The sequence below is a fragment of the Phenylobacterium sp. genome, from assembly GCF_030680185.1.
In the GTDB taxonomy this organism is placed as follows: domain Bacteria; phylum Pseudomonadota; class Alphaproteobacteria; order Caulobacterales; family Caulobacteraceae; genus Phenylobacterium.
Map to the genome: position 1 here is coordinate 1 of NZ_JAUXVZ010000020.1, position 25,229 is coordinate 25,229.

Below are 25,229 nucleotides of genomic sequence, written 5' to 3' on the forward strand. Positions count from 1 at the left end.
GACCCTGATGATCATCGAAGCCATGAAGACCATGAACCCGATCCCGGCGCCGCGCGCCGCTGGCGACGCGGTGAACTCCCCCATGGTCGGCACGGTCTATCTGCAGCCCCAGCCGGGCGCCGCCAGCTTCATCAAGGTCGGCGATACGGTCACGGCCGGTCAGACCCTGATGATCATCGAAGCCATGAAGACCATGAATCCGATCCCCGCGACGCGGGCCGGCAAGGTGGTCGAGATCCTGGTTTCGGACGCCCAGCCCGTCGAGTTCGGCGAGCCGCTCGTCATCATCGAGTAGATCGATGTTCGAGAAAATCCTGATCGCCAACCGGGGCGAGATCGCCCTTCGCGTTCACCGGGCCTGCAAGGAGATGGGTATCTCCACGGTGGCCGTGCATTCCGAGGCCGATTCCGGCGCCATGTGGGTGCGCCTGGCCGACGAGAGCGTCTGCATCGGTCCGGCCTCGGCCGCCAAGAGCTATCTCAACATCCCGGCCATCATCGCCGCGGCCGAGATCACCGGCGCCCAGGCCATCCATCCGGGCTACGGCTTCCTGTCGGAAAACGCCCGGTTCGCCGACATCGTGGGCGCCCACGGCTTCACCTTCATCGGGCCCAAGCCCGAGCACATCCAGATGATGGGCGACAAGATCACCGCCAAGCAGGCGGTGATGCGGGCGGGCATCCCGGTGGTCCCCGGCTCGGCCGGCGCGCTCACCACCGAGGAAGAGGCCCTGGCGGCCGCCGACGAGATCGGTTTCCCCGTCCTGATCAAGGCCGCCGCCGGCGGCGGCGGACGCGGCATGAAGGTGGCCCTGGACCGCGAGAGCCTGGCCGAGGCCGTCAGCACCGCCCGCGCCGAGGCCCTGGCGGCCTTTGGCGATGGGTCGGTCTATATGGAGCGCTACCTCCAGAAGCCCCGCCACATCGAAATCCAGGTGATCGCCGACTCCTTCGGCAATGTCTGCCATCTGGGGGAGCGTGACTGCTCCCTGCAGCGCCGCCACCAGAAGGTGCTGGAAGAAGCCCCCTCGCCGGCCATCGATGCGGCGGCCCGGGCCAAGATCGGCAAGGTGGTCGTCGATGCGATCAAGGCCATCGGCTATCTCGGCGTCGGCACCATCGAATTCCTGTATGAAAACGGCGAGTTCTTCTTCATCGAGATGAACACCCGCCTGCAGGTGGAGCATCCGGTCACCGAAGCCATCACCGGCATCGATCTGGTGCGCGAGCAGATCCGCATCGCCGCGGGCCTGCCGCTCTCCTTCACCCAGGAGCAGGTGGTGTTCGAAGGCCACGCCATCGAGTGCCGGATCAACGCCGAGAATGCGCGAACCTTCCGCCCTTCGCCGGGCAAGGTCACCGACTTCCACGCCCCGGGCGGCCTGGGCGTCCGGCTGGATTCGGCGGTCTATGCCGGCTACGTCATCCCGCCCGACTATGACAGCCTGATCGGCAAGCTGATCGTCCACGGGCGCGACCGCGAAGAATGCCTGGCCCGGGTCAACCGCTGCCTGGGCGAGATGGTGGTCGGCGGGGTGGACACCACCATCCCGCTCTTCCAGGACCTGATGCTCCAGCCCGACATCATCGCCGGCGACTACAACATCCATTGGCTGGAAAAGTGGATCAAGGCCCAGGCTGACGAAGCCTGAGGCCATGGAAGCCTTCGGCCCGCTGCAACTGCTGGCCTGCTACACCCGCGGCGTCTTTCCCATGGCCGACGCCCGGGAGGACGACCGCATCTTCCTGGTCGACCCGGAGCACCGCGGCGTCCTGCCGCTGGACGACTTCCACGTGCCGCGCCGCCTGGCGCGGACGGTGCGGTCCGAGCCGTTCGAGATCCGGTTCGACACCGCCTTCGACACCGTCGTCGCGCTGTGCGCCGAGGCCGCGCCGGATCGGCCCGAAACCTGGATCAATCCGGTCATCCAGGACCTCTATTCCGAACTTCACGCCATGGGCTGCGCCCACAGCGTCGAATGCTGGCGCGACGGCGTCCTGGTCGGCGGCCTTTACGGGGTGTCTCTGGGGGGCGCCTTTTTCGGAGAGAGCATGTTCTCGCGGGCCACGGACGCCTCGAAGGTGGCCCTGGTGCATCTGGTCGCCCGGCTGATCGTCGGCGGTTACCGCCTGCTGGACGCCCAGTTCATCACCGATCACCTGACCCAGTTCGCCGCTGAAGAAATCCCCCGCGCCGACTATCACCGCCGCCTGGCCCAGGCCTTGTCGGCCCCGGCGGTCTTTGGGGATCAGCCGCCGCTGGCGGGCGCAGACGCCCTGCAGGTGATCAGCCAGGCGTCATAGACCGGATGCTCCAGCGGATGGAGCGCCGGCGAGGCGGCATACATCCAGCCGCGATAGGCCTGCCGCGGCGCCGGCGTCGGCAAGCCGGCCCGGGGGCGGGGCTGCGAGTCGATGGTCAGATAGGCGATGGCGTCCGGGGCCTGTTCGTCCGGCGCGGCAAGCTCGCAGGCCCGCACCGTGAACACCAGGCTCTTGTAGCGGATGGGTTGGCCCACAGGCGCTTCGAAGCGGATGGTCTCGGCGCTGATCTTGTCCAGGGCCTGGATGACGGCGACGTCGTAACGCGCCCGCTTCATCGGCGGCTTAGGTTCCGGCGCAGGCTCCGGCTCGCGCGCCGCCTGGGTCGTTTCCGGCGCGTCCTCGATCTCCGGCGCCGGTTCGGGCGGCGGGGCGACATCGGGCAGGCTCGGGATAGGGGCCGGCGTGACCTGGGGGGGCGCGGGCTGGGGCGGCGGGGCGGATGTCTCCGGCGCCGTCTGCGCCACCACGGCGCCGGCAGCGAGCCCCGCCAGGCCCAGGCTGAGGATCAGGGCGCGCGAGCGGCGCATCAACCGATACCTATTCCGGCGTCCAGGGCAGATAGTCCCCAGTCGCCTTCTGACGCTCGCCGCTCCGGGCCAGGGAGCCCTGGGGACGGTAGGCGTGGATCGTGCCGGTCAGGTTGGGGCGATGGTCCTTCTCCCAGGGCTGGCGCAGCAGGGGCGCCTCCACCGGGGATTCATCGAAGGTATAGTGCAGCCAGCCATGCCATTCAGCCGGCACCTTGGAGGCCTCCGCATAGCCCGAGAAGATCACCCACCGGCGCTTGCGGCCGTCATAGGAGTCCGACGTATCCTTGGCCTCATAGTAGCGATTGCCATAGTCGTCCTGGCCCACGAAGACGCCACGGCGGCCGATGTGGAAGCGCGCGCCGAGGGAGGCGCCGTTCCACCAGGTGAAGATCGCTTTGAACACGTTGGACTGACCCGGCTGGCAGGAATTTCGGGCGGACTATAGGTCCCCGTCCCCGGATCGTCCAGCGCCCCGCCAACCTCAACATCTTGGGGATGACGCGTCTGTCGCACGCAACATCTATTGCCCGGCCGGCAGGCCCTTTCTAGGCTGCGCCCAAGGGAGTCTGAGATGAGTCTAGACGGCGGCAGAGTGGAGCGGCGCACGCTTGAGCGCAGAGGCGACGTTGTCGAGGTGGCCGCGCCCTCCGCCTGGCCCAACGCCCAGGTCGAGGCGTGGCTGGACTGGGCCGAAGGCGACACCGATCTGCCCGCCGCCATCTTCCGGTTCGCCGAGGCGCAGGTGAAGGCCGGCCAGCGGCTGGGCCTGTTCGAGGGCGTGGGCGCCCGCGGCCGATTCCGCCGGGAACTGGGGGCGGCCCTGCTCGCCGGACAGATCGCTCTGCGCTCGGTCACCACGGCCGAGCCCGACCACCTCGACGACGCTGAGGCCCTGCTGGAAGACTTGGCCCGCTACCGCGCCGCCCATCGGGGTCGGCGCAGCGCCTTGGAGGCCGCCGCCGCCCTCGGGGGCCGGCTCCAGGCCCTGGCCGACGCCGTCCATCGCTGCCATGGCGATCCGGACGCCTGCGCCGACCCGCAACGCAACCCGAGCCTGGCCCGCGCCGCCGAGGCGGCCCGGGCGGCCGGCGCCTCCGACTGGGCTATCCTCGACGCCATCAGCCTCGCCAGGGCGGGCGAGACCCGCCTGCTCGCCATCGCCCCGGTCCTGGCGGATCTCGCGCCGATCCTTGCCCGGCCGCCCGCAAGCCCCGCCCCCGCCCTGGATCGCGCCCTCGCCCTCACCGCCTGGGAGACCGGCGGCCTGACCGTGGCGTTCGACGCCCCTGCGCCGCCGGCCCATGCCCTGGGCTGCGTCAACCTGATGGCGTTCGGCGGCGGCGAGGCTTTCGACGTCGGCCGCTTCGAGGCGTCGGTGGGCCTGCTGGCCACGGCCCTGGCCTGTCTGGCCGAGGGCGAGCCGGCCGTGCTGGGCCTGGCGGGTCTGGCCGACTGGCTGGCCGCCCAGGGCCTGGCCTACGATTCCGATGAGGGCCGGCAGGCCGCCCGCGACCTGTATGAGCGCGCGCGTCTGGCCGCCGAGGCCGCCTGCCCCAGCCTGAACGGCGGCCCGGGCGTGTTCGATGATCCGGAACTGGCCCTGATGGTCGGCGGCGCCAGCGCCGCAGGCGAACCCTGGGAAGGCCCCGTCACCTTCGCTGAAACCGCCGATGGCCATATCGTGCGGGTGGTGAGCGAAGCCGCCCTCTGCGGCCTGCGCGCCATCGGCGCTGACCTGGACGCCGCCCGCTGGCGACTGCTGGGCCATGGCAGCCTGGAGGCCGCGCCGGGGATCGACCACGCCGCCCTGACCGCCCGGGGCTTCACCGAGCACGAGATCGGCGCGGTGGAAGCCGCCCTGCCTTATTGCGTGGCGCTGCGCGAGGCTTTCCGTCCCGAGGTGGTCGGGGAGGGCTTCCTGGCCGACGTCCTCGGCGCGCCGGGCGAAGACCTGCACGACCCGCGGTTCGACGCCCTGCGCGTCATGGGCTTCACAGAGGCCGAGATCGCCGCGGCCCAGGCCCACGCCCTGGGCGCCAATCGCCTGGAAGGCCCTGACCTGGACGCCGCCCAGCAGGCGGTCTTCCTCACCGCCGATGACCTGGGGCCGGCCCCCTACCTCGCCCTGCTGGCGCGCATTCAACCGGCCCTGTCCTGGCCGGCGCAGGCCGACTTCACCCTGCCCTGGGACGCCAGCCTCGAAGACGTCCAGACCTTGATGGCCCAGGCCAGAACCGCTGGGGTCTGCGCCGTGCGCATTCAGCGCGCCGAGCCCTCCGCCTATCAGGGCCTCGACCTGCCTCAGACGAAGGAGGCCGCCCGCGCCGAGCCGCCGCCGGAAGAGCGGATCGTCGAGCGGGTGGTGGAGCGCGAGCGCGCCCGCCGCAAGCTGCCCGACCGTCGCAAGGGCTATATCCAGAAGGCCTCGGTGGGCGGCCACAAGGTCTATCTACACACCGGCGAGTATGACGAGGGCGAGCTCGGCGAGATCTTCATCGACATGCACAAGGAAGGCGCGGCCTTCCGATCGCTGATGAACAACTTCGCCATCGCCGTCTCGATCGGGCTCCAGTACGGGGTGCCCCTGGACGAATTTGTCGAGGCCTTTGTCTTCACCCGCTTCGAGCCGGCCGGACCCGTGACCGGCAACGACTCCGTGCGTTCGGCCACCTCGATCTTGGACTATGTGTTCCGCGAACTGGGCGTCTCCTATTTGGGCCGCGATGACCTCGCCAACGCCGATCCCGACGAGCTCAACGCCGATGGCCTCGGCCGCGGCAAGGCCGATGAGCCGGCGCTCGCCACCGGCGAGCCGCAGCCGGCCTCGCGCTACATCTCCAAGGGCTTTTCCCGCGGAGCGGCGCCGGACAATCTGGTGGTCCTGTCCCTGGCCGACCATCGGGCGAGCCGGGCGCAGAGCGTCCAGGCGGCCGATGTCTGTGCGGCCTGCGGCGACATCGCCGTGGTGCGCAAGGGCGCGAGTCTGATCTGCGAGACCTGCGGCGCCCGGGCTGGAAAGATCGACGACCAGGCGGGTTAGGCGCCAGCCAGCAGGGCGCGCCGCACACCTGGCCTTAAGCTTGCAGGTCTAGGGCAAGACCTGTTCCTTTGCTTGCAAGGCGTCGCCCTATGAGACTGACGACATCCCTTTTCGCCCTGGCGGCTGTTCTGGCCGTGGCCGCCCCGGCGGCCGCCCAGAACGCGGGCCAGATCGCCCAGGTTCGCAATGGCGCGAGCTGTCCCAAGTGCAATCTGTTCCAGGCCGATCTCAGCGGCCTGAGCCTGAGCGGAAAGAACTACGCCGGCGCCCGACTGCGCCAGGCCGACCTCAGCCTGTCGATCATGACGCGCACCAGCTTCGCCGGCGGCGACCTGCGGGATATCGAGGCCTATGGCGGGCTCTTCACCGGGGCCAACTTCGGCGGCGCCAACCTGACCAACGCCAGCTTCGTGGGGACCCATCTGCAGGGCGCCAGCTTCCGCGGCGCCAATCTGACCGGGACCAATTTTTCCGGCGCCGAGATGGATCGGGCGACCGGCCTGACCCAGGGCCAGCTTAATGCCGCCTGCGGCGACGGCGCCACGCGCCTGCCGGGCAATCTCCGAATCCCCGCCTGCTAAGGTCGTATAATTACTGCGATTTAAGTGGTCATTCGCGCGCGGGCGTCACAGATGGAGACTCGACACGGAGCCTGCATGACCCGACTGACCCGCCTTCTCGTCCTGATCGCCGCTCTGGGCGCCCTTGCGCCGGGCGTCGCCAGCGCCCTGACCAGCGACAAGTCCGTCGCCCGCATGGTGGCCTTTGGAGGCTCCTGCGCCAAGTGTGAGCTGTCGGGGCGCAAGCTGGCGGGCGCCAGCTTCATCGGCGCCGACTTCACCGGCGCCGCCCTGGTGGGGTCCGATCTGCGTGGCGCGCGCTTCCACGGTTCGGCCTTCACCCAGGCCGACCTGTCTCGGGCCGACATGTCCGACAGCGCCATGATGGGCGCGGCCTTTGACGAGGCGAACCTGTCTGACGCGGTGCTCCGCTCGGCCGAAGCCAAGGGCGCCAACTTCGCCAAGGCCAACCTCAGCGGCGCCGACCTGCGCGAACTGGACGCCAGCGGCTCAAACTTCGCCTCGGCCAATCTGCAGAACGCTCGCCTGGACGAGGCCGAGCTCAAAGGCGTGAATTTTTCCCGCGCCGACGCCCGCGGCGCCAGTTTCCGGGAAACCGAGCTGACCGCCGCCAATCTTCAGGGCGGCCGCTTCGACAATGTCTCGTTCCGGGAGGCCGAGTTGGACATGGCCAATCTTCGGGGCGCCACCTTCTCCGGCGCGGATTTCCGCGAGGCCACCATGGATCGCACCGATATCGGCGGCGCTGACCTCTCCCGCGCCCGAGGCCTTAAACAGTCGCAGCTGGATGACGCCTGCGCCGACGGCGGCACAAAGGTTCCTTCTGGCCTGACCGCCAAGTCCTGCGGCGGACGGCGCGTGGTGGTTCGCGTACGGCCTCCGCCGGCGCCGCCTGCCCCGCCCGCGCCGCCGGCCGCGCCGCGCTATCTGGCGCCGCTGGCCGACTAACGCCGTTCGCCTCAGGCCGGCTTGATCGGCAGGGCCAGGCGCAGGCTGAGTTCCTTGAGCTGCCGCTCTTCAACGTCCGACGGGGCGCTCATCATCAGATCCTGACCCTGCTGGTTCAGCGGGAAGGCGATGACTTCGCGGATGGCGCTCTCACCGGCCAGCAGCATGACGATCCGGTCGATGCCCGGCGCCAGGCCGCCGTGGGGCGGGGCCCCATAGCGGAAGGCGTTCAGCATGCCGCCGAACTGCTCCTCGACGATCTGCTGGCTATAGCCGGCGATCTCGAAGGCCTTGATCATCACATCGGCCCGGTGGTTCCGCACCGCGCCCGAGCACAGCTCATAGCCGTTGCAGACGATGTCGTACTGGTAGGCCAGGATATCCAGCGGATCCTTGGTCTGCAGCGCCTCCATCTCGCCCTGGGGCATGGAGAAGGGGTTGTGCGAGAAGTCGACGTGGTTCGTCTCCTCGTTCAGCTCGAACATCGGGAAATCGACGATCCAGACGAACTCGAAACGGTCCTCGTCCACCAGCTTCAGGTCGGTCCCGACCTTGGTCCGGGCCGCGCCTGCGAACTTGTAGAAGACCTTGGGATCGCCGGCCGCAAAGAAGGCCGCATCGCCCTGGCCAAGGCCAAGCGCGCTCATCAGGCTCTCGGTCTTTTCAGCGCCCAGGTTCTTGGCGATCGGGCCGCCCCAGCCGCCTTGGTCCTCGCTCCAGAAGATGTAGCCCAGGCCCGGCTGGCCCTCGCCCTGGGCCCAGGAGTTCATCCGGTCGCAGAAGGCGCGGCTGCCGCCCTTGGGCGCCGGGATCGCCCACACCGCGTTCTTGGCGTCTTCCAGGATGCGGGCGAACAGGCCAAAGCCGCCGCCGCGGAAGTGGTCGGAGACGTCCTGCATCTCGATGGGGTTGCGGAGGTCGGGCTTGTCGGAGCCGTACTTGGCGATCGCCTCCCGGTAGGGGATGCGCGGGAAGGGATAGGGGGTGACCGGCTTGCCCTGGCCGTATTCTTCGAACACCCCGTGCATCACCGGCTCGATGGCGGCGAAGATGTCGTCCTGGGTGACGAAGCTCATCTCCACGTCGAGCTGATAGAATTCCAGGCTGCGGTCGGCCCGCAGGTCCTCGTCGCGGAAGCACGGCGCGATCTGGAAATAGCGGTCGAAGCCCGCGACCATCAGCAGCTGCTTGAACTGCTGCGGGGCCTGGGGCAGCGCGTAGAACTTGCCCGCATGCAGACGCGAGGGCACCAGGAAGTCCCGGGCGCCTTCCGGCGATGACGCCGTCAGGATCGGGGTCTGGAACTCGTTGAAGCCCTGGTCGGTCATCCGGCGGCGGATGGAGGCGATCACCTGGCTGCGCAGCAGGATGTTGCGATGCAGGGTCTCACGCCGCAGATCCAGATAGCGGTGCTTGAGGCGGATTTCTTCGGGATAGTCAGGCTCGCCAAACACCGGCAGCGGCAGTTCGGCGGCTTCCGACAGCACCTGGACGCCCTTGGCGTGAACCTCGACCTCGCCGGTGGGCAGGTTGGCGTTCACCGTGTCGGGGGTGCGCGCGACGACCTCGCCCTCCACGCAGATGACGCTCTCGGCCCGCAGGCGCTCGACCGTGGCGAAGCCCGGGGTCTCCGGGGCAAACACCAGCTGGGTCAGGCCGTAATTGTCCCGCAGGTCGATGAAGACCAGCCCCCCATGGTCGCGCTTGCGATGAATCCATCCGGAAAGGCGGACGGTCTGGCCCGTGTCGGCGGCGCGAAGCTGGCCGCAGGTGTGGGAGCGGTAAGGGTGCATGAGGAGTCGCAGAAAAAGCAGGGAAAACGAGGCGCGGAAGGGCGCATGCGGGGCCTGCCTTGTCAAGGCGGCGGGCCGGCGCAAGCCAGCCCGCATCCTAGATAGGTCGAGGCCTATTTCGCGGGATCGACCAGGGCCTGGTAGACCAGGGTCCGGGTTGCGGTCCCCAGATCAGGCCCGCCGGTGCCGCCGAACCGCTGGATCATGCCCACGAACACGATGTCGTTGGTGGGGTCGACCCAGAACCAGGTGCCGGCCGCACCACCCCAGCTGAGCGTCCCCTTCCCTTCCAGACCGCCGGCCTTGCGGGGGTCCTTGATCACCGCGAAGTCGAGGCCGAAGCCCACGGCGTCATTGAAGCGCTGGCCCACCGATCCGTTGGAGGACACCACCGCGTCCTTGGGAATCATGTCGGTTCCCATCAGCTCCACCGTGGCCGGCGAGAGGATCCGCACCCCGTCCAGCTCGCCGCCATTGGCGATCATCTGGGCGAAGCGGGCATAGTCGGCCGTCGTCGAGACCAGGCCGCCGCCGCCGGACTCCATGCGCGGCGGCGCGTTGAAGTCCTGTGCCGGCGCCCCGGCCAGTTCCGTGGCCTCGAACAGGCGTCCCCCGTTCGGCGCGCCCACATAGACCGCAGCCAGGCGATCGCTCTGGCCCTGACGCACCTGGAAGCCCGTGTCGGTCATCTTGAGCGGCTTGAAGATCCGCTCGGCCATGAAGGCGCCCAGGGTCTGGCCGGTCAGCTTCTCGACGATGTGGCCCTGGATATCGACGGCGACGGAGTAGCTCCAGTCCGTGCCCGGCTGGAACATCAGGGGGATGGTCGCAGTCTTCTCGACCATCTCCTGCAGGGAGGCCGAGCCCAGGACGCGCTTTTCGCGGAACATCCGGTCGACAGCGTGTTCCTCGGCCAGGCCATAGCCGAAGCCGGCCGTATGGCTCATCAGCTCGCGCATGGTCGGGTCGCGGGTGACGGGCTCGAGGATCGGCTGGCCCTGGGCGTTGGTTCCCGTCATCACTTTGAGGCCGGCCAGCTCGGGCACGTACATGCTGACCGGGTCATCCAGCCGCCAGCGGCCCTCTTCGAACAGGATCATCATGGCCACGCCGGTGACCGGCTTGGTCATGGAATAGATGCGGAAGATGGCGTCCTTCTCCATCGGCCGCTGCTCGGCCAGGCTCGCCTGCCCATAGGTGTTGAAAGCCACCACCTGGCCGTGGCGGGCCAGGAGGGTGGTCATGCCCGCCACACGGCCGTCGGTGACCGCCCGGGCCATGGCGGCGTCCAGGCGCTTCAGGCGCTCGGCGGAGAAGCCCACCGATTCGGGACTGGCGGCGGCCGGCAGAGGCGCCGGCGCCCTCTGGGCCAGGGCTGCGGGCGGCGCAGCCAGGATGGCGACAGCGAGCGTCGCCGCCGCAAGACGGTTGAAATGGAACATGTGTGGCCTCCCCTGAGCTCTTTGGGCCGAAGCCTATCGGAGCCTGCGGCCGCCGCAATGGCCAAGCTGACCAAGGCGGGGCGAAGGAGGCCTATTTCGGCTTGAACCGCTTGCTGGTCGGGAAGCCGCGGGGCGCCAGCTTGCCGGCCCCGGCCCTGCGGCCAAGCCACTCGCGCCACTCGGTCCAGACCCGGGTGCGGCCGGCGGGATCGATCCAGACAGCGCCCGTCTCGGCCTCGAACACGGTGGCGTCCCGCAGGCCGCCCTCGCGATAGGCCTGCAGCTTGACCCCCTTGCCCCGGGGCATTTCCGGCAGCTCGGCGATGGGGAAGATCAGGATTTTGCCGTTGTCGCCGATCACCGCAATGTGGTCGCCACGCACGGCCAGGGTCGGCAGGGCGCCGTGCTTGTCCACTGTCAGCACCTGCTTGCCGGCCCGGCGCGCCGACACCGCCTCGTCTTCCGACATGACAAAGCCATAGCCGGCCTTGGAGGCCAGCACCCGGCGCAGGCCAGGCTTGTGGGCGAAGACATCGACGATCTCCACCTGGTCTTCCAGGTCGATCATCAGGCGCAGCGGTTCGCCATGCCCGCGGGCCGAGGGCAGCTTGTCACAGCCGATGGTGAAGAACCGGCCGTCCGACGCCAGGATCAGCAGCTTGTCCGTGGTCTCGGCCGGCACGATGAAGCCGAGCTTGTCGCCCTCCTTGAACTTCAGCTCGGAGGGATCGTCGACCTTGCCCTTGGCCGCCCGGATCCAACCACGCTCCGACAGGATCACCGTGATCGGCTCGCGGGGGATCATCGCCTCGATGGCGGCCTCGGCGTCCACCTCGGGCGCATCGGCGAAGATCGAGCGGCGCTTGCCCACGGCGGTGTCGGGGCCGAGCACCTTGCGCACCTCCTTCAGGCCGACTCCGACCAGCTTCCATTGCCGGAGCTCGGACTCCAGCAGCTTCAGCAGGCCGTCGCGCTCCTCCGAAAGCTCCCCATGCTCGCGGCGGATCTCCATCTCCTCCAACCTGGCCAGCTGGCGCAGGCGGGTGTTGAGGATGGCGTCCGCCTGCAGGTCCGAGAGCTTGAAGGTCTCGATCAGCTTGGCCTTCGGCTCGTTCTCGTGCCGAACGATGCGGATCACCTCGTCCAGATTGAGATAGGCGATCAGCAGGCCGTCGAGGATGTGCAGCCTAGCCTCGATCTTGGCGAGGCGGTGGCGGGCGCGGCGCACCAGCACCTCGCGGCGGTGGTCCAGGAAGGCGCGCAGGGCCTCCTTCAGGCTCATCACCCGCGGCGTGCCCCGGGCGTCCAGGACATTGAGGTTCACCGAGAACCGGCTTTCCAGGTCGGAGAGCTTGAACAGACTCTCCATCAGGACTTCCGGCTCGATGTTGCGGCTCTTGGGCTCGAGCACCAGCCGCACGTCCTCTGCCGACTCGTCGCGGACATCCCCCAGCAGCGGGGCGCGCTTGTTCTCGATCAGATTGGCCAGTTGCTCGACCAGGTCGGCCTTCTTCACCTGATAGGGGATCTCGGTGACGATGATCTGGTAGGTCCCGCGCCCGGTGTCTTCGCGCACCCAGCTGGCCCGGGTGCGGACGCCGCCGCGGCCGGTCTCATAGGTCTCTAGCATCGAGGCGTGGGATTCGACGATCACCCCACCGGTGGGGAAGTCCGGCCCCTTCACATGCACCATCAGGTCGGCGGTGCTGACATCGGGAGCATCCAGCATCAGCAGGCAGGCGTCGATCAGTTCGGCGGCGTTGTGCGGCGGGATCGAGGTGGCCATGCCCACGGCGATGCCGCTGGAGCCATTGGCCAGCAGGTTGGGGAAGCCGGCCGGCAGAACCACCGGCTCCTCGTCTTCGCCGTCATAGGTCGAGCGGAAGTCGACGGCGTCCTCGTCGATGCCGTCCAGCAGCAGCTGGGCCGCGTCGGTCAGCTTGCACTCGGTGTAGCGCATGGCCGCGGCGTTATCGCCGTCGATATTGCCGAAGTTCCCCTGGCCGTTGATCAGCGGATAGCGCTGGGAGAAATCCTGGGCCAGGCGGACCAGGGCCTCATAGACCGCCGTGTCCCCGTGGGGGTGGTACTTACCGATCACGTCACCGACCACCCGGGCCGACTTCTTGGCCGAGGAATTGGGGTCCAGGCGCAGCTGGCGCATGGCGAACAGCAGCCGGCGGTGGACCGGCTTCAGGCCGTCGCGCACGTCGGGCAGGGCCCGGCCGGTGATGGTCGAGAGCGCATAGGCCAGGTAGCGGCGCGACAGCGCCTCGCTCAGCGGTTCATCGATAATGCGGTCGCCGTCGCCATCGAACGGCGGGGGTGTGTGCTTGCTCATTGATTCTCCGTGGCCGCGGTTTTAGCGCGCCGCGCGGCGTCCGTCACAGTCGCTCAGCGTCCGACAGGCGGTCGATCATCCAGACCCTGGCCGGCGGCAGGGGCCGGTTCAGAGGATTGAAGACAAAGGCCTCCAGGAAGTGGCCCGTCAGGTCGAGGCCAGAGCCGATGTCGCCCGCCTCCAGCCCCCACTGGGCCGACAGCATGAAGGGCGGCAAGCGCAGGAGCTTGTCCTTGTAGGGCTCGCCGGCCTGGGCGCTGACCGCCCGGCCGGTGCGCGGGCTGACATAGATCAGGTCGTCCACTGATCCCGTGGCGGCGCACTTGGAGAGGTCCAGGCCAAAGCCCAGGTCCTGCAGCAGGCCGGCCTCGAACCGGACGAAGACCGCCGGCCAGATATCGGGGACCGCCAGGGCCCTGATCAGGGCCTCCAGGGCCAGATAGGCTCCGTGGTGGGGCTCCCGCTCCGGCAGGGCGCCAGCGGCCACTGCAGCGGCCGCAGAGAGGCCATGCAGGGCCAGGGGATCATCGAACAGGGCGCCCGGCCCCTCCCCGATCGGCTCCAGGGTCGCGGCGCCCAGTTGCTCGGCCACCCGGGCGCGGAAGCGGACGCGGACCTGGGCGCCGGGCTGCAGGAAGGGCTTCAGGCGACGCGAAGCCCCACCGGCCACATGGGCGGCGTAGCGGCCATGCTCGGACGTCAGCAGATCGACGATGGCGCCGGTCTCGCCATGGGCGCGGGCCGAGAGCACGAAGGCGTCGTCCTCGAACTCCATCAGACGTCACCCATCAGACGTCCCCCATCAGACGTCGAAGTCGAGACCCACGTCGCCGTAGAACTCGCGCTTGTCGGCCCAGGTCTCATCGACCTTCACATGCAGGAACAGGTGCACCGGCCGGTCGAACAGCTCGGTGAGCTCCTCGCGGGACTTCTGGCCGATCCACTTCAGGGTCTGGCCGTTCTTGCCCAGGATGATCGGTCGCTGGCTGTCACGCTGGACATAGATGGTCTGCTCGATCCGCACCGAGCCGTCGCGCCGCTCCTCGAAGGCGGTGGTGTCCACGGCCGCCGCATAGGGCAGTTCCTCATGGACCCGCAGATAGAGCTTTTCGCGGGTGATCTCGGCGGCCAGCAGGCGGGCCGGCAGGTCGGCGGTCTGTTCGGCCGGATAGAGCCAGGGGCCTTCAGGCACCAGCTCGGCCATCCGCCGCTTGAGGTCGTCCACGCCCGAGCCGTCGGCGGCCGAGATCATGAACACCTCGGAATAGACGCCGGTGTCGAACAGGCGCTGGGCCAGGGCCAGCATGCGCTCGCGCTTGACCCCGTCGATCTTGTTGAGCGCCAGGATCGCCTGGCGGCCCGACGCCTTCAGACCCTCGATGATGGTCTGCACGTCGATCACCGCCCGCTTGTCGGCCGGGCTGCCCTGGGCCTCGCCCACGGCCAGCTCCGCCTGGACGTCGATTAGGTGGACGACGCCGTCAGCCTCCTCTGCGCCGCCCCAGGCCGAGCGGACCATGGCCCGGTCCAGACGGCGACGCGGCGCGAAGATGCCGGGCGTGTCCACCAGCACGATCTGGCTTTCGCCCTCGATGGCCACCCCGCGCACGGGAAAGCGCGTGGTTTGGACCTTCTGGGTTACGATGGAGACCTTGGCCCCCACCAGACGGTTGGTGAGAGTCGACTTGCCCGCATTGGGGGCGCCGATGATGGCGACGAATCCGGCGCGGGTCATTGAGGTCCTTCACGTTTGAGAAGCATCACCAGGGCGGCGGCCTTTTCGGCCTCCTGCTTGGAACGTCCCTGGGCGGCTTCGGGATCATACCCCTCAATCGTCACCTGTACGGTGAAAGATGGGGCGTGGTCGGGGCCTTCGCGGGCCACGACCTCATAGGTCGGCAATGGCAGCCCACGGCCCTGCGCCCATTCCTGGAGCTGGGTCTTGGGATCCTTGCCCCGGGGCGCATCCAGGTCGGCGAAGGCCTTGGCCCAGAAGTGCAGGAAAAAGGCCCGGGCGGCGTCCAGGCCGGCGTCGATATAGAGGGCGCCGATCAGGGCCTCGCAGGCGTCCCCCAGCACCCCGTCGGACTCCCGGGCGCCGATCTTGGTGGCGCTGGCCGAGAGCCGCAGGGCCTCGCCCAGGCCGATATCCCGGGCCACGTCGGCGCAGGCGTGGAAGTTGACCAGATTGGCCAGCCGACGGCTGAGCTCGCCCTCGCGCGCCTCGCCGTCCAGGCTCATGAGCCGTTCGGCCGCCAGCAGGTTCAGGACCCGATCGCCCAGGAACTCCAGCCGCTCATAGTGGCGCACCTTGGTCGCGCCCTCGCCGACGCTGGCGTGCGTCAGGGCGCGCTCCAGCAGTTCGCGGTCATGGAAGACATGGCCGATCCTCGCCTCGAGTTCGGCGATGGCGGCCGCCCGGCGATTCATGGACGGCCGGTCACTGGAGGATGTTGAAGAACCGGCCAGGCCGCGCCTCGGTCACCCAGGTCCAGGGCTTGAACAGCGAAGCGGCCCGTTCCCAGGACAACAGGATGATCTCGGCCTTGCCCACCAGATGATCGGCCGGGACATAGCCCACGCCGATCTCGGCCGGCGCGCGGCTGTCGAGAGAGTTGTCCCGGTTATCGCCCATGAAGAAGTAGTGGCCTTCGGGAACCAGGAACGGCCCCTTGTTGTCCATCTCGCCGTCGGCGCCCATGTCGTAGGTCACATAGGTGCGACCGTCCGGCAGGGTTTCGCGGAAGCGCATGACTTCGCGGCTGAAGCCATAGCCGGTGTCGATCAGGCCCGGCGACATGGCCTCGCGGGGGATCGGCTGGCCGTTCAGGATGATCTGGCCGCCACGGATTTCGATGCGGTCGCCCGGCAGGCCGATCAGGCGCTTGATGTAGTCGGTGCGGCCATCGCGGGGCAGCTTGAAGACGATGATATCCCCGCGGGACGGGTCGCGGGCGGCGATGCGGCCTTCGAACAGCGGCGGGCTGAACGGGATCGAATGGCGGGAATAGCCGTACGCATATTTGGAGACGATGATGTAGTCGCCTTCCAGCAGGTTCGGCTCCATGGAGGCCGACGGGATCGTGAACGGCTGGAACAGCAGGACCCGCAGGACCAGGGCGATCAGCAGGGCGTAGACGACCGTCTTCACGATCTCCACAATCTCCTGCACCGCGTCGGGCTTCTGGGAGGCCGGCGCGCTGTGCACATTCTCGCTCATGCGTGTTCTCTGCGGCGCGCTGCAGCGCGCGGAAGGGGTTTAGCTATCGTCTGGCGCTGTCTCTAGCAAGCCAGCCCCCTGTGAACTCGCCGTAATCGACGATTCGCCGCAGGGCTGCGGCTATTCGGGCACGGCCTCTATGATCACGAAGGCTTGAGCGTAGGGATGGTCGTCGGTGAGCGTCACATGCACCACCGCCCGGTGACCGGCCGGCGTGATCTCCTGCAGCCGCTTCAGGGCGCCGTTGGTGAGCGCCATGGTCGGCGCGCCGGACGGCATGTTCGCCACCCCCATGTCGCGCCAGAACACGCCCCGGCGAAAGCCGGTGCCCAGCGCCTTGGAGCAGGCCTCCTTGGCGGCGAACCGCTTGGCGTAACTGGCCGCGCGATCGGGCTTGCGCTCGGAGCGGCGGACTTCGATCTCGGTGAAGATGCGTTTGACGAAGCGATCGCCGAAACGCTCCAAGGTCTTTTCGATACGCCGGATGTCGGCGAGGTCGGAGCCCAGGCCGATGATCACGCCGCCAGCTCCGCCCGGGCCTGGTCCATCAGGGCGCGCATCCTCTGGATGGCGGCCGGCAGGCCGATGAAGATGGCCTCGCCGATCAGGAAATGGCCGATGTTCAGCTCCATCACCTGCGGGATGGCGGCGATCGGCTTGACCGTCTCATAGTCGATCCCGTGGCCGGCATGGACCTCCAGGCCCAGGCGCGAAGCCTCGACGGCGGCGGCCTTCAGGCGCTCCAGCAATTCATCGGCGCGGGGATCGCCCTCACGCACGGCGTCGCAATAGGCCCCGGTATGCAGCTCCACCACCTGGGCGCCCATGGCCTTGGCCGACGCCACCTGCTCCAGGTCGGCGTCGATGAAGCACGAGACGCGGATGCCCGCTCCGGCCAGCCGGCCGACCACGGGGGCGATGTGATTATGGCCCTTCACCAGGTCGAGCCCGCCTTCGGTCGTGACCTCTTCCCGACGCTCGGGCACCAGGCAGGCGGCGTGCGGCAGGTGTCGCAGCGCGATGGCCTCCATCTCGGCCGTCACCGCCATCTCCAGGTTCAGCGGCCGGCCACGGCGCTTCACGATCACCGCCAGGGCGTCGATGTCGGTGTCGGAGATGTGCCGGCGATCTTCGCGCAGATGGGCGGTGATGCCGTCGGCGCCGGCGGCGATGGCCATCTCGGCCGCCCGCACCGGATCGGGATAGGTCGCCCCGCGGGCGTTCCTGATCGTCGCCACATGGTCGATATTGACCCCCAGGCGCAGGCCCCTGCTCATGCTTTCAGCCTCCGGCTGCCGGGATCTTCCACCGGGATGGCGGCGAGTTCGGGGGGCAGTTGGTCGGCGGGATAGGCCGGCACGTCCAGCTTCGCCAGGGACAGGAACGGCGCGCCGATCTCGGCCCGTCCGCCGGAGCGATCGACCAGGGCTGCGGCGCAGACCACCTCGCCGCCCGCCTCGCGGATGGCTTCGACACACTCCCGCGACGATAGCCCCGTGGAGACGATATCCTCGACCATGGCCACGCGCGCGCCGGGCTTCAGGGCGAAGGCGCGACGGAACTGGAGCCGGCCATCGACCCTTTCCACGTACATCGACGGCACGCCCAACTGACGGGCGGTCTCATAACCGGGAATAATGCCGCCGACCGCGGGGGACACGCAGACATCCACCTCGCCGACTTCGCGGCGGATCAGGTCCGCCAGGGCCTTGCACAGGCGTTCGGTCCGGTCAGGATACTGGAAGACCAGATTCTTCTGCAGAAACACGCCGGAGTGGAGCCCGGACGAGAGCACGAAATGGCCCTCTCGCAGGGCGCCGGCGCCGCGGAATTCCTCAAGGACTTCGTCAGTGGTCATTTGGGCGCCTCCTTGAGGGCGAAATATCTGAGGGCGGCCTAGATGTCACCTTCGCCCTCCAGTCTATGGTTGGAGATTCGCAGGAGCCGCCGATGCCGGGGATTATCACAACCGAGCGCCTGACGCTTCGCCCGGCCCGGGCGAGCGACCTGGAGGCCATGCATGTGATCCTCAGCTCGGCTCACGCCATGGCCTTCTGGTCGACCCTTCCCCACGAGAAGATCGACGAAACCCGGCTCTGGCTGGAAGGCATGATGGCCACCCGCGCCGACGACTTCATCGTCGAGACCAAGGCTGGCCAGGTGATCGGCAAGGTGGGCTTCTGGGCCGATCCGGAGATTGGCTACATCCTCCACCCCGACGCCCAGGGGAAGGGCTACGCGCATGAAGCGGTTTCGGCGGTGATCGCGCGGGCGTTCAAGGATCGCGGCCTGAATGAGGCGACGGCGGACGTCGATCCCAACAACACCAGTTCGCGCCGACTGCTTGAGCGGCTGGGGTTCGTGGTCGTGGGCAGCGCCAAGAAGACCTATCTGCTGGGTCACACCTGGGCCGACAGCCTTTACCTGCGCTGCACGCCGGAGACGTTCACGGGGGCGAAAACCGCCTGGACCTGGCGCGACGTGCAGATGGCCTGAGCTGGCGCGCCGGGCCTCAGCCCTTGGCGCGATCCACCGTCTCGACACTGGGATTGGCCCGCAGGCCCGCGGCGATGTGGGTGAGGTGGCGGGCGTCCTTCACCTCGAGGTCGAAATCGACATCGAAAAAGTCGCGCTGGCGATGGTGCATGCGCAGGTTGACGATGTTGCCGCCGGCCTCGCCGATCACCGTGCAGACCTGCCCCAGCACACCTGGCGCATTGCGGATGGTGGCGGCCAGCGAGGCCCTGGAAATGGTGTTGCGCTCGGCTTCCGGCGTCCATTGCAGGTCGCGCCAGACGTCCTCGCGATCCTCGTATTCGGCCAGGGTGGCGCAGTCGATCGTGTGCACCGCCAGGCCGCCGCCCTCAGGCTCCAGAATGCCGACAATGCGGTCGCCGGGCACCGGGCTGCAGCACGGCGCGAAATGCAGGGTGACGCCCGGAGTCAGGCCGCTGCCGCGCACATAGAGCCGCGCGCCCGCGCCGCCTTCGATCCTGCGCTGGGCCGTGGCGGCCTCGCGGTCGGCGGCCTTCAGGCCCGGGAAGATGACGTCCAGCACCTGGGTCGGCGTGACCCGCCCGCGGCCGACGGCCTCGAACAGGTCTTCCTCGGCCGCGGTGGCGAACCGGTCCAGGGCCGGGCGCAGGGAGACATCAGCGCGCTTCTTGCCCGCCCGCTCGAAGGTCTGGTCCACCGTGGCGCGGCCCAGGCGGATGAACTCGTCCTTCTCGCTCTGGCGGATATGCCGGCGGATGGCCGAGCGGGCCCGGCCGGTGACGGTGAGTGAGCGCCAGTCCGGCGGCACCACAGGCTTGGCGCCGCGGATAACCTCCACCACGTCGCCGTTCTGCAGCAGGGTCCGCAAGGGACGCAGCTCGCCATTGACCTTCACGCCAATGCAGGTGTCGCCCACATCGGTGTGGACCGCATAGGCGAAGTCGAGCGGCATGGCGCCCCGCGGCAGGCTGACCAGCCGGCCCTTGGGCGTGAAGACGAACACCTGGTCGAGGAACATTTCGAGCTTGGCGTGCTCGACCAGCTCCTCGACATCTCCGCCGTGTTCCAGCAGCTGGACCAGGTGGCGCAGATTGACCAGCGGATCGCGCCCGCCGGCCGCAGCCTGGGCCTCGGCGTCGAAGCCGTAGCTTTCGTTCTTGTAGCGCCAGTGGGCGGCGACGCCGTCCTCGGCCACCCGGTCCATGGCCTCGGTGCGGATCTGCATCTCGATCCGCATGCCGCGGGGGCCGACCACCGTGGTGTGGATCGAGCGGTAGTTGTTCCGCTTGGGCGTCGAGATGTAGTCCTTGAACCGCTCGGGCACGCTGGGCCAGGCCCGGTGGATGACGCCGAGCGCCCGGTAGCAGTCCTCCTCGGAATCGACGATGACCCGGAAGGCGTAGATGTCGGAGAGCTGAGAGAAGCCGATCGATTTGCGCTGCAGCTTCCGCCAGATCGAAAAGGCGTGCTTCTCGCGGCCGAACACCCGGGCGGCGACGCTGGCGGCGGCCAGCTTGGCGGAGATCTCGCCGGAGACCACCGACACCGCCCCGCCCTGCTCCTGGCGCAGCGCCTCGAGCCGCCGGCCGATGGCGTCGCGGGCCACCGGGTTCAGGTGCAGGAAGGCCAGCTCCTCCAGCTCGGTGCAGATGCGGTGGCAGCCGATGGAGCGCGCCAGGGGCGCATAGATTTCCAGGGTCTCGCGGGCGATCCGCTCGCGCTTGGCCGGGTTCTTGATGAACTCCAGGGTGCGCATGTTGTGCAGCCGGTCGGCCAGCTTGACCATCAGGACGCGCACGTCCTTGGAGATGGCCAGGATGAACTTGCGCAGGTTCTCGGCCTGGCGGGTATGTTCGGAATTGCCTTCGAGTTGGGAGAGCTTGGTGACGCCCTCGACCAGTTCGCCGATCTCTTCGCCGAACAGCTGATCGATATCGGCCCGGCTGACCGGACAGTCCTCGATCACATCATGCAGCAGGGCCGTGACGATGGTCGCGGTGTCGAGGCGGTAGTCTGTGAGGATGCCCGCCACCTCGATGGGGTGGGCGAAATAGGGGTCGCCAGAGGCCCGCTTCTGCGAGCCGTGCATGCGCATGGCGTAGACATAGGCGCGGTTCAGCAGCGCCTCGTCGGCGGTCGGGTCATAGGACCGGACCTTGTCGATCAGCTCGTATTGGCGAAGCAGCTTGGGCGGACGCGCCGGTACGGGCGCGTCCTTGGGCTCGGCGACGGGTTGGGCCGCCTGGACAGTAAGAGGGTCTGCGCCTTCGGGGCTCAGTACCGCTCCTCCTGACCGCCATCCCGGTCGCTCTGCAGGGCCCGGATCAGTTCCAGTTCGCTCATCTGGGCATGGGTCGGGTCGGCCAGCAGGGCCAGGGTTTCGGCCTCTTCCTCGGCTTCGGTGTGCTCGTCCACGCGCTGCAGGCTGGCGATCAGGTTTTCGCGCAGCTCTTCGGCGTCGACCACGTCGTCGGCGATCTCACGCAGGGAGACGACCGGGTTCTTGTCGTTGTCGCGGTCGACCAGCAGCTGAGAGCCGGCCGAGATGGCGCGCGCGCGATGGGCGGCCAGAAGAACCAGGTTGAACCGGTTCGGAACCTTCTGGATGCAATCTTCGACGGTGACGCGGGCCATGGAATCCTCGGATTGGGGAGAGAACTGGAGAAAATAGTCGCTCATGCCCGATTGTGCAATGCCGCAGGGGCCGCGTGCGCCTTCGACCCCACCCTCCCTACGGCGCCAGTCGTTGCACCCGCATTCTCCCATCAACAATCATGATCGGCGGGCGCCCATCCTCGTGATGGATTGTTTGTCACTGGTCTCGCGTGTCGCCAAACATCTCAAAACAGCGTCGGAAAATCGGACGCTCCTATTCAAAATTACCATGATATGCGATCGGACGCCGCGGCGGCGGCTCAGAGGGGCGGGTCGCCGGACTGCAAAAACGGTGTCTGAACTCAAAGCGTAGGCATTAGCCGAGGCGGCCGCGAAGTAGGATCTCCATGCGTAGGATCGGTAAGGTGGTCATGGCGGCCGGCGCCGCGCTCGGCCTTGCGATCGGGATCGCTGTGGTTGTCACCTATTGGCCAGCCCCGTCGCCACCGCGACAGCAGGTCGAACCGGCGGCGCCGCTGCGCATCGACAATGTCACGGTGGTCGATGTCGATACGGGCGCCCTCTCCTCAGACAGATCAATTCTGATCGTCGACGGCAAGATCGCTCAGATCACCGGAGCCGACGAGATCAGCGAGCTTTCCAGTCTGCGCCGGATCGACGCCGCTGGGCAATATGTCGTGCCTGGCTACAATAACATGCACAGCCACATCCTGACCGCGGCCCACCCCAACGCCGGGCTCGCGCTGATGTTGTCGGAAGGCGTGACGGGCTTTCGTCAGATGAACGGCTCGGACCGGTTGCTGAAACTACGGCGGGAAGGCCGGCTGCCACTGAACGAAAACACTCCGCGGCTTCTGGCGACGCCGGGAGACCTGGTGATGCCGTTCAACGTGGCGTCGGTCGCAGACGCCGAGACGCTTGTCACCTCGCAGAAGCGCCAGGGCGCAGACTTCATCAAGGTCGGGGCCACGACGCCCCCGTTGCTCTACGCGATCTTGTCGGCCGCGCGAAAGGAAGCGATCCCGGTCGTGGGCCATCTGCCGGAGGGCATAGATCCCGTTCGCGCGTCGCAAAGCGGCTTCCACTCGATCGAGCACCTGGGTCCAGGCGACACGATGTGGATTGGTTGCTCGGCTAAAAAAGCGACGCTCATGAAAGAGGCTGAGCTCAACCCCTCGTTTGCCGCCCCGCCCTTCGAAATACCGACATTCGCGCAAAAGTTGCTTGCGCCTTTCGTCTCTCGAGTCATGGCGCGGCGCCTTCTCAACCCCGCCGCGTTCGAAAAGGAGGAAGGCGTTCGCCGCCTCCAGGCCGCCTTCGACAGCTATGAGCCACAGCAGTGTCGCGCCCTGGCCCAGGAGCTGGCGCGCAACGGCACCTGGATGGTCCCCACGCTTGTCAGGCTGCGAACTCAATATCTGCAGGACTCTCCCGAGTACCGCACCGATCCGTCCATCCCCTATCTTGAGCCTAGCGCCTACAGCGCCTGGATAAAGGTGGCCGACGTCTTCGCGGCGCTGCCAGAGAGTTCCCGCGCGACATTTCGTGAAGGCTACGATCGAAGCTTGGCCTTGACGGCGGTATTGGCGGACGAGGCGGTCCCGATGATGACCGGCACCGACGGCAGCCACCAGGCGCCGGGCTTGAGCATGAAACAGGAATTTCAGGAACTCGCCCGAGCGGGGCTGTCGCCGTTGAAGATCCTTCAGATGACCACGCGCGATCCGGCTCGGTTTCTAGGCCGGACCGCGACCATGGGCTCCGTCGCCGTGGGCAAGGACGCCGACTTGGTTCTGCTCTCGGAAAACCCGACGTCGGACGTCGCCAATCTCGGCCGCATCGCCGGTGTGGTCAGATCGGGCCACTATCATTCGCGCGACGACTTGGAGCTCATGCGACAGCGTGTCGCCAGGGCGCACGGGCGGTTGGAGTAGCGGCCTCAAGCTTGGGTGAAGCCTCCTGGGGTGGGAAGCGACGCCCCTTCAAGCCCTCCGCGCGTCGCACCCTACGCTCGCTCCCGCCGCCAATTCTCGCGCCGTCAGCCCCAAAACCGGATGGCGCCAGTCCGGCGCGATCTCGGCCAAGGGGCCCATGACGAACAGCCGCTGGTGGGCGCGGGGATGGGGCAGGATCAGGTCTTCGCTGTCGATCACCTGGCGGCCGTGGGCGATCAGATCGAGATCCAGGGTCCGGGGCGCATTCCTTTCCCCCCGATTGCGGTTGAATTCCGCCTCGATTGAAAACAGGGTATGCAGAACCGAACGGGGTTCAAGGCGCGTCTCGACAATCGCGACAGCGTTGCGATACTCCGGCTGCGACGGATCGGGCCAGGCGGCCGAGCGCCACCACCCCGATCGCCGAAGAACAGGCAATCCCGCCTGATCGAAACGAGCCAGGGCGGCTTCGAGAAGGGCTTCCGAAGAGCCGTAATCGCCGGTCAGATTGCCCCCCAGCGCGATCACGACCGCCTCGTCCCAGCCAGGTCCCGCGCCGTTTTCAAGGATTTCCACGCTTATGACTTTCTACCCCACCGACCGGCTCGCCCTCTTTATCGACGGAGCGAACCTGTACTCGGCGGCCAAGGGGCTCGGCTTCGACATCGACTACCGCAAGCTGCTGGAGGAATTCCGCAAGCGCGGCGTGCTGGTGCGGGCCTATTATTACACCGCCCTGGTGGAGGACCAGGAATACTCGCCGATCCGTCCCCTGGTGGACTGGCTCGACTACAATGGCTTCCGCCTCGTGACCAAGGCCGCCCGGGAATATACCGACGCGCAAGGCCGCAAGCGCTGGCGCGGCGACATGGACGTCGAGATCGCCGTCGACATGATGGAGATGGCCGAGCACGCCGACCACCTGGTGCTGTTCTCTGGCGACGGTGACTTCCGCTGCCTGGTGGAGGCCGTGCAGCGCAAGGGCTCGCGGGTGAGCGTGGTCTCCACCGTGAAGTCCCAGCCGCCGATGGCGTCGGACGATCTGCGCCGCCAGGCCGACGTCTTCATCGACCTGGCCGATCTGTCGGAGATCATCGGCCGGCCTTCGCGCCTGCCCCGGTTCATCCAGGAGAGCCGGATGAACAATGAGAGCGAGAACGAGGCGGATGCCGAGGCCTGAGCCGGCCATGAGCTCCGCCGCCGAACCGCCCCGCGACTGCCCGCTCTGCCCGCGCCTGGTGGCCTATCGCGAGGTCAATCGCGCCGCTCATCCCGACTGGTGGAACGGTCCGGCTCCTTCGTTCGGCGATCCGGGCGCCCGCCTGGCCGTGGTTGGCCTGGCGCCTGGCCGCATGGGCGCCAACCGCACGGGGCGGCCCTTCACCGGCGACTTCGCCGGCGTGCTGCTGTTCGACACCCTGATCCGCTTGGGCTTCGCGCGCGGGACCTATGAGGCCCGCCCCGACGATGGGTTGGAGTTGATCGACTGCCTGATCACCAACGCCGTGCGCTGCGCCCCGCCGGGCAACAAGCCCGAGACGTCGGAGGAGGCCACCTGCCGGTCGTTCCTGACCGCCCGGCTGGATGAGCTGCCCAATCTGAAGGTGATCGTCACCCTGGGCGACGTGTCCCGGCGCAATGTCCTGCGCGCGCTGGGCCTCAAGGCCTCGGCCGGCGTCGGCGGCCACGGGTCTGAGTTCCAGGCCGGCCCCTATACGGTGATCAATTCCTACCACTGCTCCCGGCTCAACACGAACACCGGACGGCTGACCCCGCAGATGTTCGAGGACATATTCGTCCGCGTCCGGACGCTGCTGGACGGCTGATCCGCTCCCCCTGCCTGCGGACGCAGTTCGCATCTTCCTCCGTCATGGTCGGACTTGATCCGACCATCCATGAACACGTCGGCCAACCCGGTGTTCTTGGACCCTCGCGTCAGGCGCGAGGGTGACGGGAAGACTGA

At 67.9% G+C, this 25,229-nt stretch carries 25 protein-coding genes; 10 read left to right on the forward strand and 15 right to left on the reverse strand.

From position 1 onward, the window contains the following. The 3 genes from Q8L83_RS03630 to aat form a co-directional block, all read left to right on the forward strand. A partial coding sequence (locus Q8L83_RS03630) for a biotin/lipoyl-containing protein (RefSeq protein WP_305284781.1) occupies positions 1-295 on the forward strand: 295 nt, incomplete at its 5' end. A gap of 4 nt (positions 296-299) precedes the next feature. Further along, on the forward strand, positions 300-1,652 hold the full coding sequence (accC, locus tag Q8L83_RS03635) for an acetyl-CoA carboxylase biotin carboxylase subunit (protein WP_305284783.1): 1,353 nt from the start codon (positions 300-302) through the stop codon (positions 1,650-1,652). A 4-nt stretch (positions 1,653-1,656) separates the two neighbouring features. Further along, a complete protein-coding gene (gene aat / locus Q8L83_RS03640) occupies positions 1,657-2,304 on the forward strand; it encodes a leucyl/phenylalanyl-tRNA--protein transferase (protein WP_305284785.1) in 648 nt (215 codons plus the stop codon). Here the strand turns inward: aat and Q8L83_RS03645 are convergent. Next, entirely contained in the window at positions 2,250-2,852 is a 603-nt protein-coding gene (locus Q8L83_RS03645) for a DUF2155 domain-containing protein (protein ID WP_305284786.1), read from the reverse strand. The genes aat and Q8L83_RS03645 overlap by 55 nt on opposite strands. Positions 2,853-2,862: 10 nt before the next feature. After that, positions 2,863-3,258, reverse strand: coding sequence for an NADH:ubiquinone oxidoreductase subunit NDUFA12 (locus Q8L83_RS03650; protein WP_305284787.1), 396 nt, complete (start codon positions 3,256-3,258; stop codon positions 2,863-2,865). Between the two features lie 168 nt (positions 3,259-3,426). Here Q8L83_RS03650 and Q8L83_RS03655 point away from each other — a divergent pair, with 168 nt between their 5' ends. The 3 genes from Q8L83_RS03655 (at position 3,427) to Q8L83_RS03665 (ending at position 7,424) form a co-directional block, all read left to right on the forward strand. Continuing rightward, complete coding sequence (locus tag Q8L83_RS03655; protein WP_305284788.1) at positions 3,427-5,895, forward strand: ribonucleotide reductase; 2,469 nt, start codon at positions 3,427-3,429, stop codon at positions 5,893-5,895. Positions 5,896-5,984: 89 nt separating this feature from the next. Next, positions 5,985-6,476 (forward strand): pentapeptide repeat-containing protein, encoded by a 492-nt coding sequence (locus tag Q8L83_RS03660; RefSeq protein WP_305284789.1) that lies wholly within the window; start codon positions 5,985-5,987, stop codon positions 6,474-6,476. Positions 6,477-6,551: 75 nt separating this feature from the next. Beyond that, positions 6,552-7,424 carry a pentapeptide repeat-containing protein gene (locus Q8L83_RS03665; RefSeq protein ID WP_305284790.1) on the forward strand — a complete coding sequence of 291 codons (873 nt, stop codon included), beginning with the start codon at positions 6,552-6,554 and terminating at the stop codon, positions 7,422-7,424. A gap of 11 nt (positions 7,425-7,435) precedes the next feature. On the opposite strand, the gene aspS is transcribed toward Q8L83_RS03665, so the two are convergent. The 10 genes from aspS to pyrE all read right to left on the reverse strand — a co-directional run bounded on the left by aspS (position 7,436) and on the right by pyrE (position 18,078). Further along, the gene (aspS, locus tag Q8L83_RS03670) at positions 7,436-9,217 is read right to left on the reverse strand and encodes an aspartate--tRNA ligase (protein WP_305284791.1); all 1,782 of its coding nucleotides are present in this window, start codon (positions 9,215-9,217) and stop codon (positions 7,436-7,438) included. 113 nt (positions 9,218-9,330) lie between these two features. Continuing rightward, on the reverse strand, positions 9,331-10,659 hold the full coding sequence (locus Q8L83_RS03675; protein ID WP_305284792.1) for a serine hydrolase: 1,329 nt from the start codon (positions 10,657-10,659) through the stop codon (positions 9,331-9,333). Positions 10,660-10,750: 91 nt separating this feature from the next. Continuing rightward, complete coding sequence (gene parC, locus Q8L83_RS03680; RefSeq protein ID WP_305284793.1) at positions 10,751-13,000, reverse strand: DNA topoisomerase IV subunit A; 2,250 nt, start codon at positions 12,998-13,000, stop codon at positions 10,751-10,753. A 43-nt stretch (positions 13,001-13,043) separates the two neighbouring features. Further along, the gene (recO, locus tag Q8L83_RS03685) at positions 13,044-13,775 is read right to left on the reverse strand and encodes a DNA repair protein RecO (RefSeq protein ID WP_305284794.1); all 732 of its coding nucleotides are present in this window, start codon (positions 13,773-13,775) and stop codon (positions 13,044-13,046) included. Positions 13,776-13,802: 27 nt separating this feature from the next. Beyond that, the gene (gene era, locus Q8L83_RS03690; RefSeq protein WP_305284795.1) at positions 13,803-14,735 is read right to left on the reverse strand and encodes a GTPase Era; all 933 of its coding nucleotides are present in this window, start codon (positions 14,733-14,735) and stop codon (positions 13,803-13,805) included. Next, on the reverse strand, positions 14,732-15,430 hold the full coding sequence (gene rnc, locus Q8L83_RS03695; RefSeq protein WP_305284796.1) for a ribonuclease III: 699 nt from the start codon (positions 15,428-15,430) through the stop codon (positions 14,732-14,734). Before rnc ends, era begins: the two co-directional genes overlap by 4 nt. A gap of 10 nt (positions 15,431-15,440) precedes the next feature. Beyond that, positions 15,441-16,220, reverse strand: a complete 780-nt coding sequence (lepB, locus tag Q8L83_RS03700) for a signal peptidase I (RefSeq protein ID WP_305284797.1) — start codon at positions 16,218-16,220, stop codon at positions 15,441-15,443. A gap of 120 nt (positions 16,221-16,340) precedes the next feature. Next, a complete protein-coding gene (acpS, locus tag Q8L83_RS03705; RefSeq protein WP_305284798.1) occupies positions 16,341-16,739 on the reverse strand; it encodes a holo-ACP synthase in 399 nt (132 codons plus the stop codon). After that, on the reverse strand, positions 16,736-17,497 hold the full coding sequence (locus tag Q8L83_RS03710; protein ID WP_305284799.1) for a pyridoxine 5'-phosphate synthase: 762 nt from the start codon (positions 17,495-17,497) through the stop codon (positions 16,736-16,738). Before Q8L83_RS03710 ends, acpS begins: the two co-directional genes overlap by 4 nt. Further along, the gene (pyrE, locus tag Q8L83_RS03715; protein WP_305284800.1) at positions 17,494-18,078 is read right to left on the reverse strand and encodes an orotate phosphoribosyltransferase; all 585 of its coding nucleotides are present in this window, start codon (positions 18,076-18,078) and stop codon (positions 17,494-17,496) included. Before pyrE ends, Q8L83_RS03710 begins: the two co-directional genes overlap by 4 nt. A 92-nt stretch (positions 18,079-18,170) precedes the next feature. On the opposite strand from pyrE, the gene Q8L83_RS03720 reads away from it, so the two are divergent. Then, positions 18,171-18,716, forward strand: coding sequence for a GNAT family N-acetyltransferase (locus Q8L83_RS03720; RefSeq protein ID WP_305284801.1), 546 nt, complete (start codon positions 18,171-18,173; stop codon positions 18,714-18,716). Positions 18,717-18,732: 16 nt separating this feature from the next. On the opposite strand, the gene Q8L83_RS03725 is transcribed toward Q8L83_RS03720, so the two are convergent. Together Q8L83_RS03725 and rpoZ are read right to left on the reverse strand one after the other, a co-directional pair. Further along, positions 18,733-20,901 carry a bifunctional (p)ppGpp synthetase/guanosine-3',5'-bis(diphosphate) 3'-pyrophosphohydrolase gene (locus tag Q8L83_RS03725; protein WP_305284870.1) on the reverse strand — a complete coding sequence of 723 codons (2,169 nt, stop codon included), beginning with the start codon at positions 20,899-20,901 and terminating at the stop codon, positions 18,733-18,735. Positions 20,902-20,990: 89 nt separating this feature from the next. Further along, on the reverse strand, positions 20,991-21,350 hold the full coding sequence (gene rpoZ, locus Q8L83_RS03730; protein ID WP_305284871.1) for a DNA-directed RNA polymerase subunit omega: 360 nt from the start codon (positions 21,348-21,350) through the stop codon (positions 20,991-20,993). 392 nt (positions 21,351-21,742) lie between these two features. Here rpoZ and Q8L83_RS03735 point away from each other — a divergent pair, with 392 nt between their 5' ends. Beyond that, complete coding sequence (locus tag Q8L83_RS03735) at positions 21,743-23,266, forward strand: amidohydrolase family protein (protein ID WP_305284872.1); 1,524 nt, start codon at positions 21,743-21,745, stop codon at positions 23,264-23,266. Between the two features lie 48 nt (positions 23,267-23,314). On the opposite strand, the gene folK is transcribed toward Q8L83_RS03735, so the two are convergent. Next, positions 23,315-23,842 carry a 2-amino-4-hydroxy-6-hydroxymethyldihydropteridine diphosphokinase gene (gene folK / locus Q8L83_RS03740; protein WP_305284802.1) on the reverse strand — a complete coding sequence of 176 codons (528 nt, stop codon included), beginning with the start codon at positions 23,840-23,842 and terminating at the stop codon, positions 23,315-23,317. A 4-nt stretch (positions 23,843-23,846) separates the two neighbouring features. Between folK and Q8L83_RS03745 the strand changes: the two genes are divergently transcribed. Next, the gene (locus Q8L83_RS03745; RefSeq protein WP_305284803.1) at positions 23,847-24,446 is read left to right on the forward strand and encodes an NYN domain-containing protein; all 600 of its coding nucleotides are present in this window, start codon (positions 23,847-23,849) and stop codon (positions 24,444-24,446) included. After that, on the forward strand, positions 24,433-25,092 hold the full coding sequence (locus Q8L83_RS03750) for a uracil-DNA glycosylase (RefSeq protein ID WP_305284804.1): 660 nt from the start codon (positions 24,433-24,435) through the stop codon (positions 25,090-25,092). The genes Q8L83_RS03745 and Q8L83_RS03750 overlap by 14 nt, the downstream gene beginning before the upstream one ends. Positions 25,093-25,229 lie beyond the last annotated feature (137 nt).

Excerpts from the sequence above, each read along its gene's own strand:
- rnc (WP_305284796.1), bottom strand. The coding sequence starts at position 15,430 with ATGAATCGCCGGGCGGCCGCCATCGCCGAACTCGAGGCGAGGATCGGC.
- recO (WP_305284794.1), bottom strand. The coding sequence starts at position 13,775 with ATGGAGTTCGAGGACGACGCCTTCGTGCTCTCGGCCCGCGCCCATGGC.
- Q8L83_RS03660 (WP_305284789.1), top strand. The coding sequence starts at position 5,985 with ATGAGACTGACGACATCCCTTTTCGCCCTGGCGGCTGTTCTGGCCGTG.
- Q8L83_RS03745 (WP_305284803.1), top strand. The coding sequence starts at position 23,847 with ATGACTTTCTACCCCACCGACCGGCTCGCCCTCTTTATCGACGGAGCG.
- Q8L83_RS03665 (WP_305284790.1), top strand. The coding sequence starts at position 6,552 with ATGACCCGACTGACCCGCCTTCTCGTCCTGATCGCCGCTCTGGGCGCC.
- Q8L83_RS03655 (WP_305284788.1), top strand. The coding sequence starts at position 3,427 with ATGAGTCTAGACGGCGGCAGAGTGGAGCGGCGCACGCTTGAGCGCAGA.
- rpoZ (WP_305284871.1), bottom strand. The coding sequence starts at position 21,350 with ATGGCCCGCGTCACCGTCGAAGATTGCATCCAGAAGGTTCCGAACCGG.
- Q8L83_RS03735 (WP_305284872.1), top strand. The coding sequence starts at position 21,743 with ATGGCGGCCGGCGCCGCGCTCGGCCTTGCGATCGGGATCGCTGTGGTT.
- Q8L83_RS03645 (WP_305284786.1), bottom strand. The coding sequence starts at position 2,852 with ATGCGCCGCTCGCGCGCCCTGATCCTCAGCCTGGGCCTGGCGGGGCTC.
- aat (WP_305284785.1), top strand. The coding sequence starts at position 1,657 with ATGGAAGCCTTCGGCCCGCTGCAACTGCTGGCCTGCTACACCCGCGGC.
- pyrE (WP_305284800.1), bottom strand. The coding sequence starts at position 18,078 with ATGACCACTGACGAAGTCCTTGAGGAATTCCGCGGCGCCGGCGCCCTG.
- Q8L83_RS03675 (WP_305284792.1), bottom strand. The coding sequence starts at position 10,659 with ATGTTCCATTTCAACCGTCTTGCGGCGGCGACGCTCGCTGTCGCCATC.
- Q8L83_RS03750 (WP_305284804.1), top strand. The coding sequence starts at position 24,433 with ATGCCGAGGCCTGAGCCGGCCATGAGCTCCGCCGCCGAACCGCCCCGC.
- accC (WP_305284783.1), top strand. The coding sequence starts at position 300 with ATGTTCGAGAAAATCCTGATCGCCAACCGGGGCGAGATCGCCCTTCGC.
- era (WP_305284795.1), bottom strand. The coding sequence starts at position 14,735 with ATGACCCGCGCCGGATTCGTCGCCATCATCGGCGCCCCCAATGCGGGC.
- aspS (WP_305284791.1), bottom strand. The coding sequence starts at position 9,217 with ATGCACCCTTACCGCTCCCACACCTGCGGCCAGCTTCGCGCCGCCGAC.
- lepB (WP_305284797.1), bottom strand. The coding sequence starts at position 16,220 with ATGAGCGAGAATGTGCACAGCGCGCCGGCCTCCCAGAAGCCCGACGCG.
- Q8L83_RS03720 (WP_305284801.1), top strand. The coding sequence starts at position 18,171 with ATGCCGGGGATTATCACAACCGAGCGCCTGACGCTTCGCCCGGCCCGG.
- Q8L83_RS03710 (WP_305284799.1), bottom strand. The coding sequence starts at position 17,497 with ATGAGCAGGGGCCTGCGCCTGGGGGTCAATATCGACCATGTGGCGACG.
- parC (WP_305284793.1), bottom strand. The coding sequence starts at position 13,000 with ATGAGCAAGCACACACCCCCGCCGTTCGATGGCGACGGCGACCGCATT.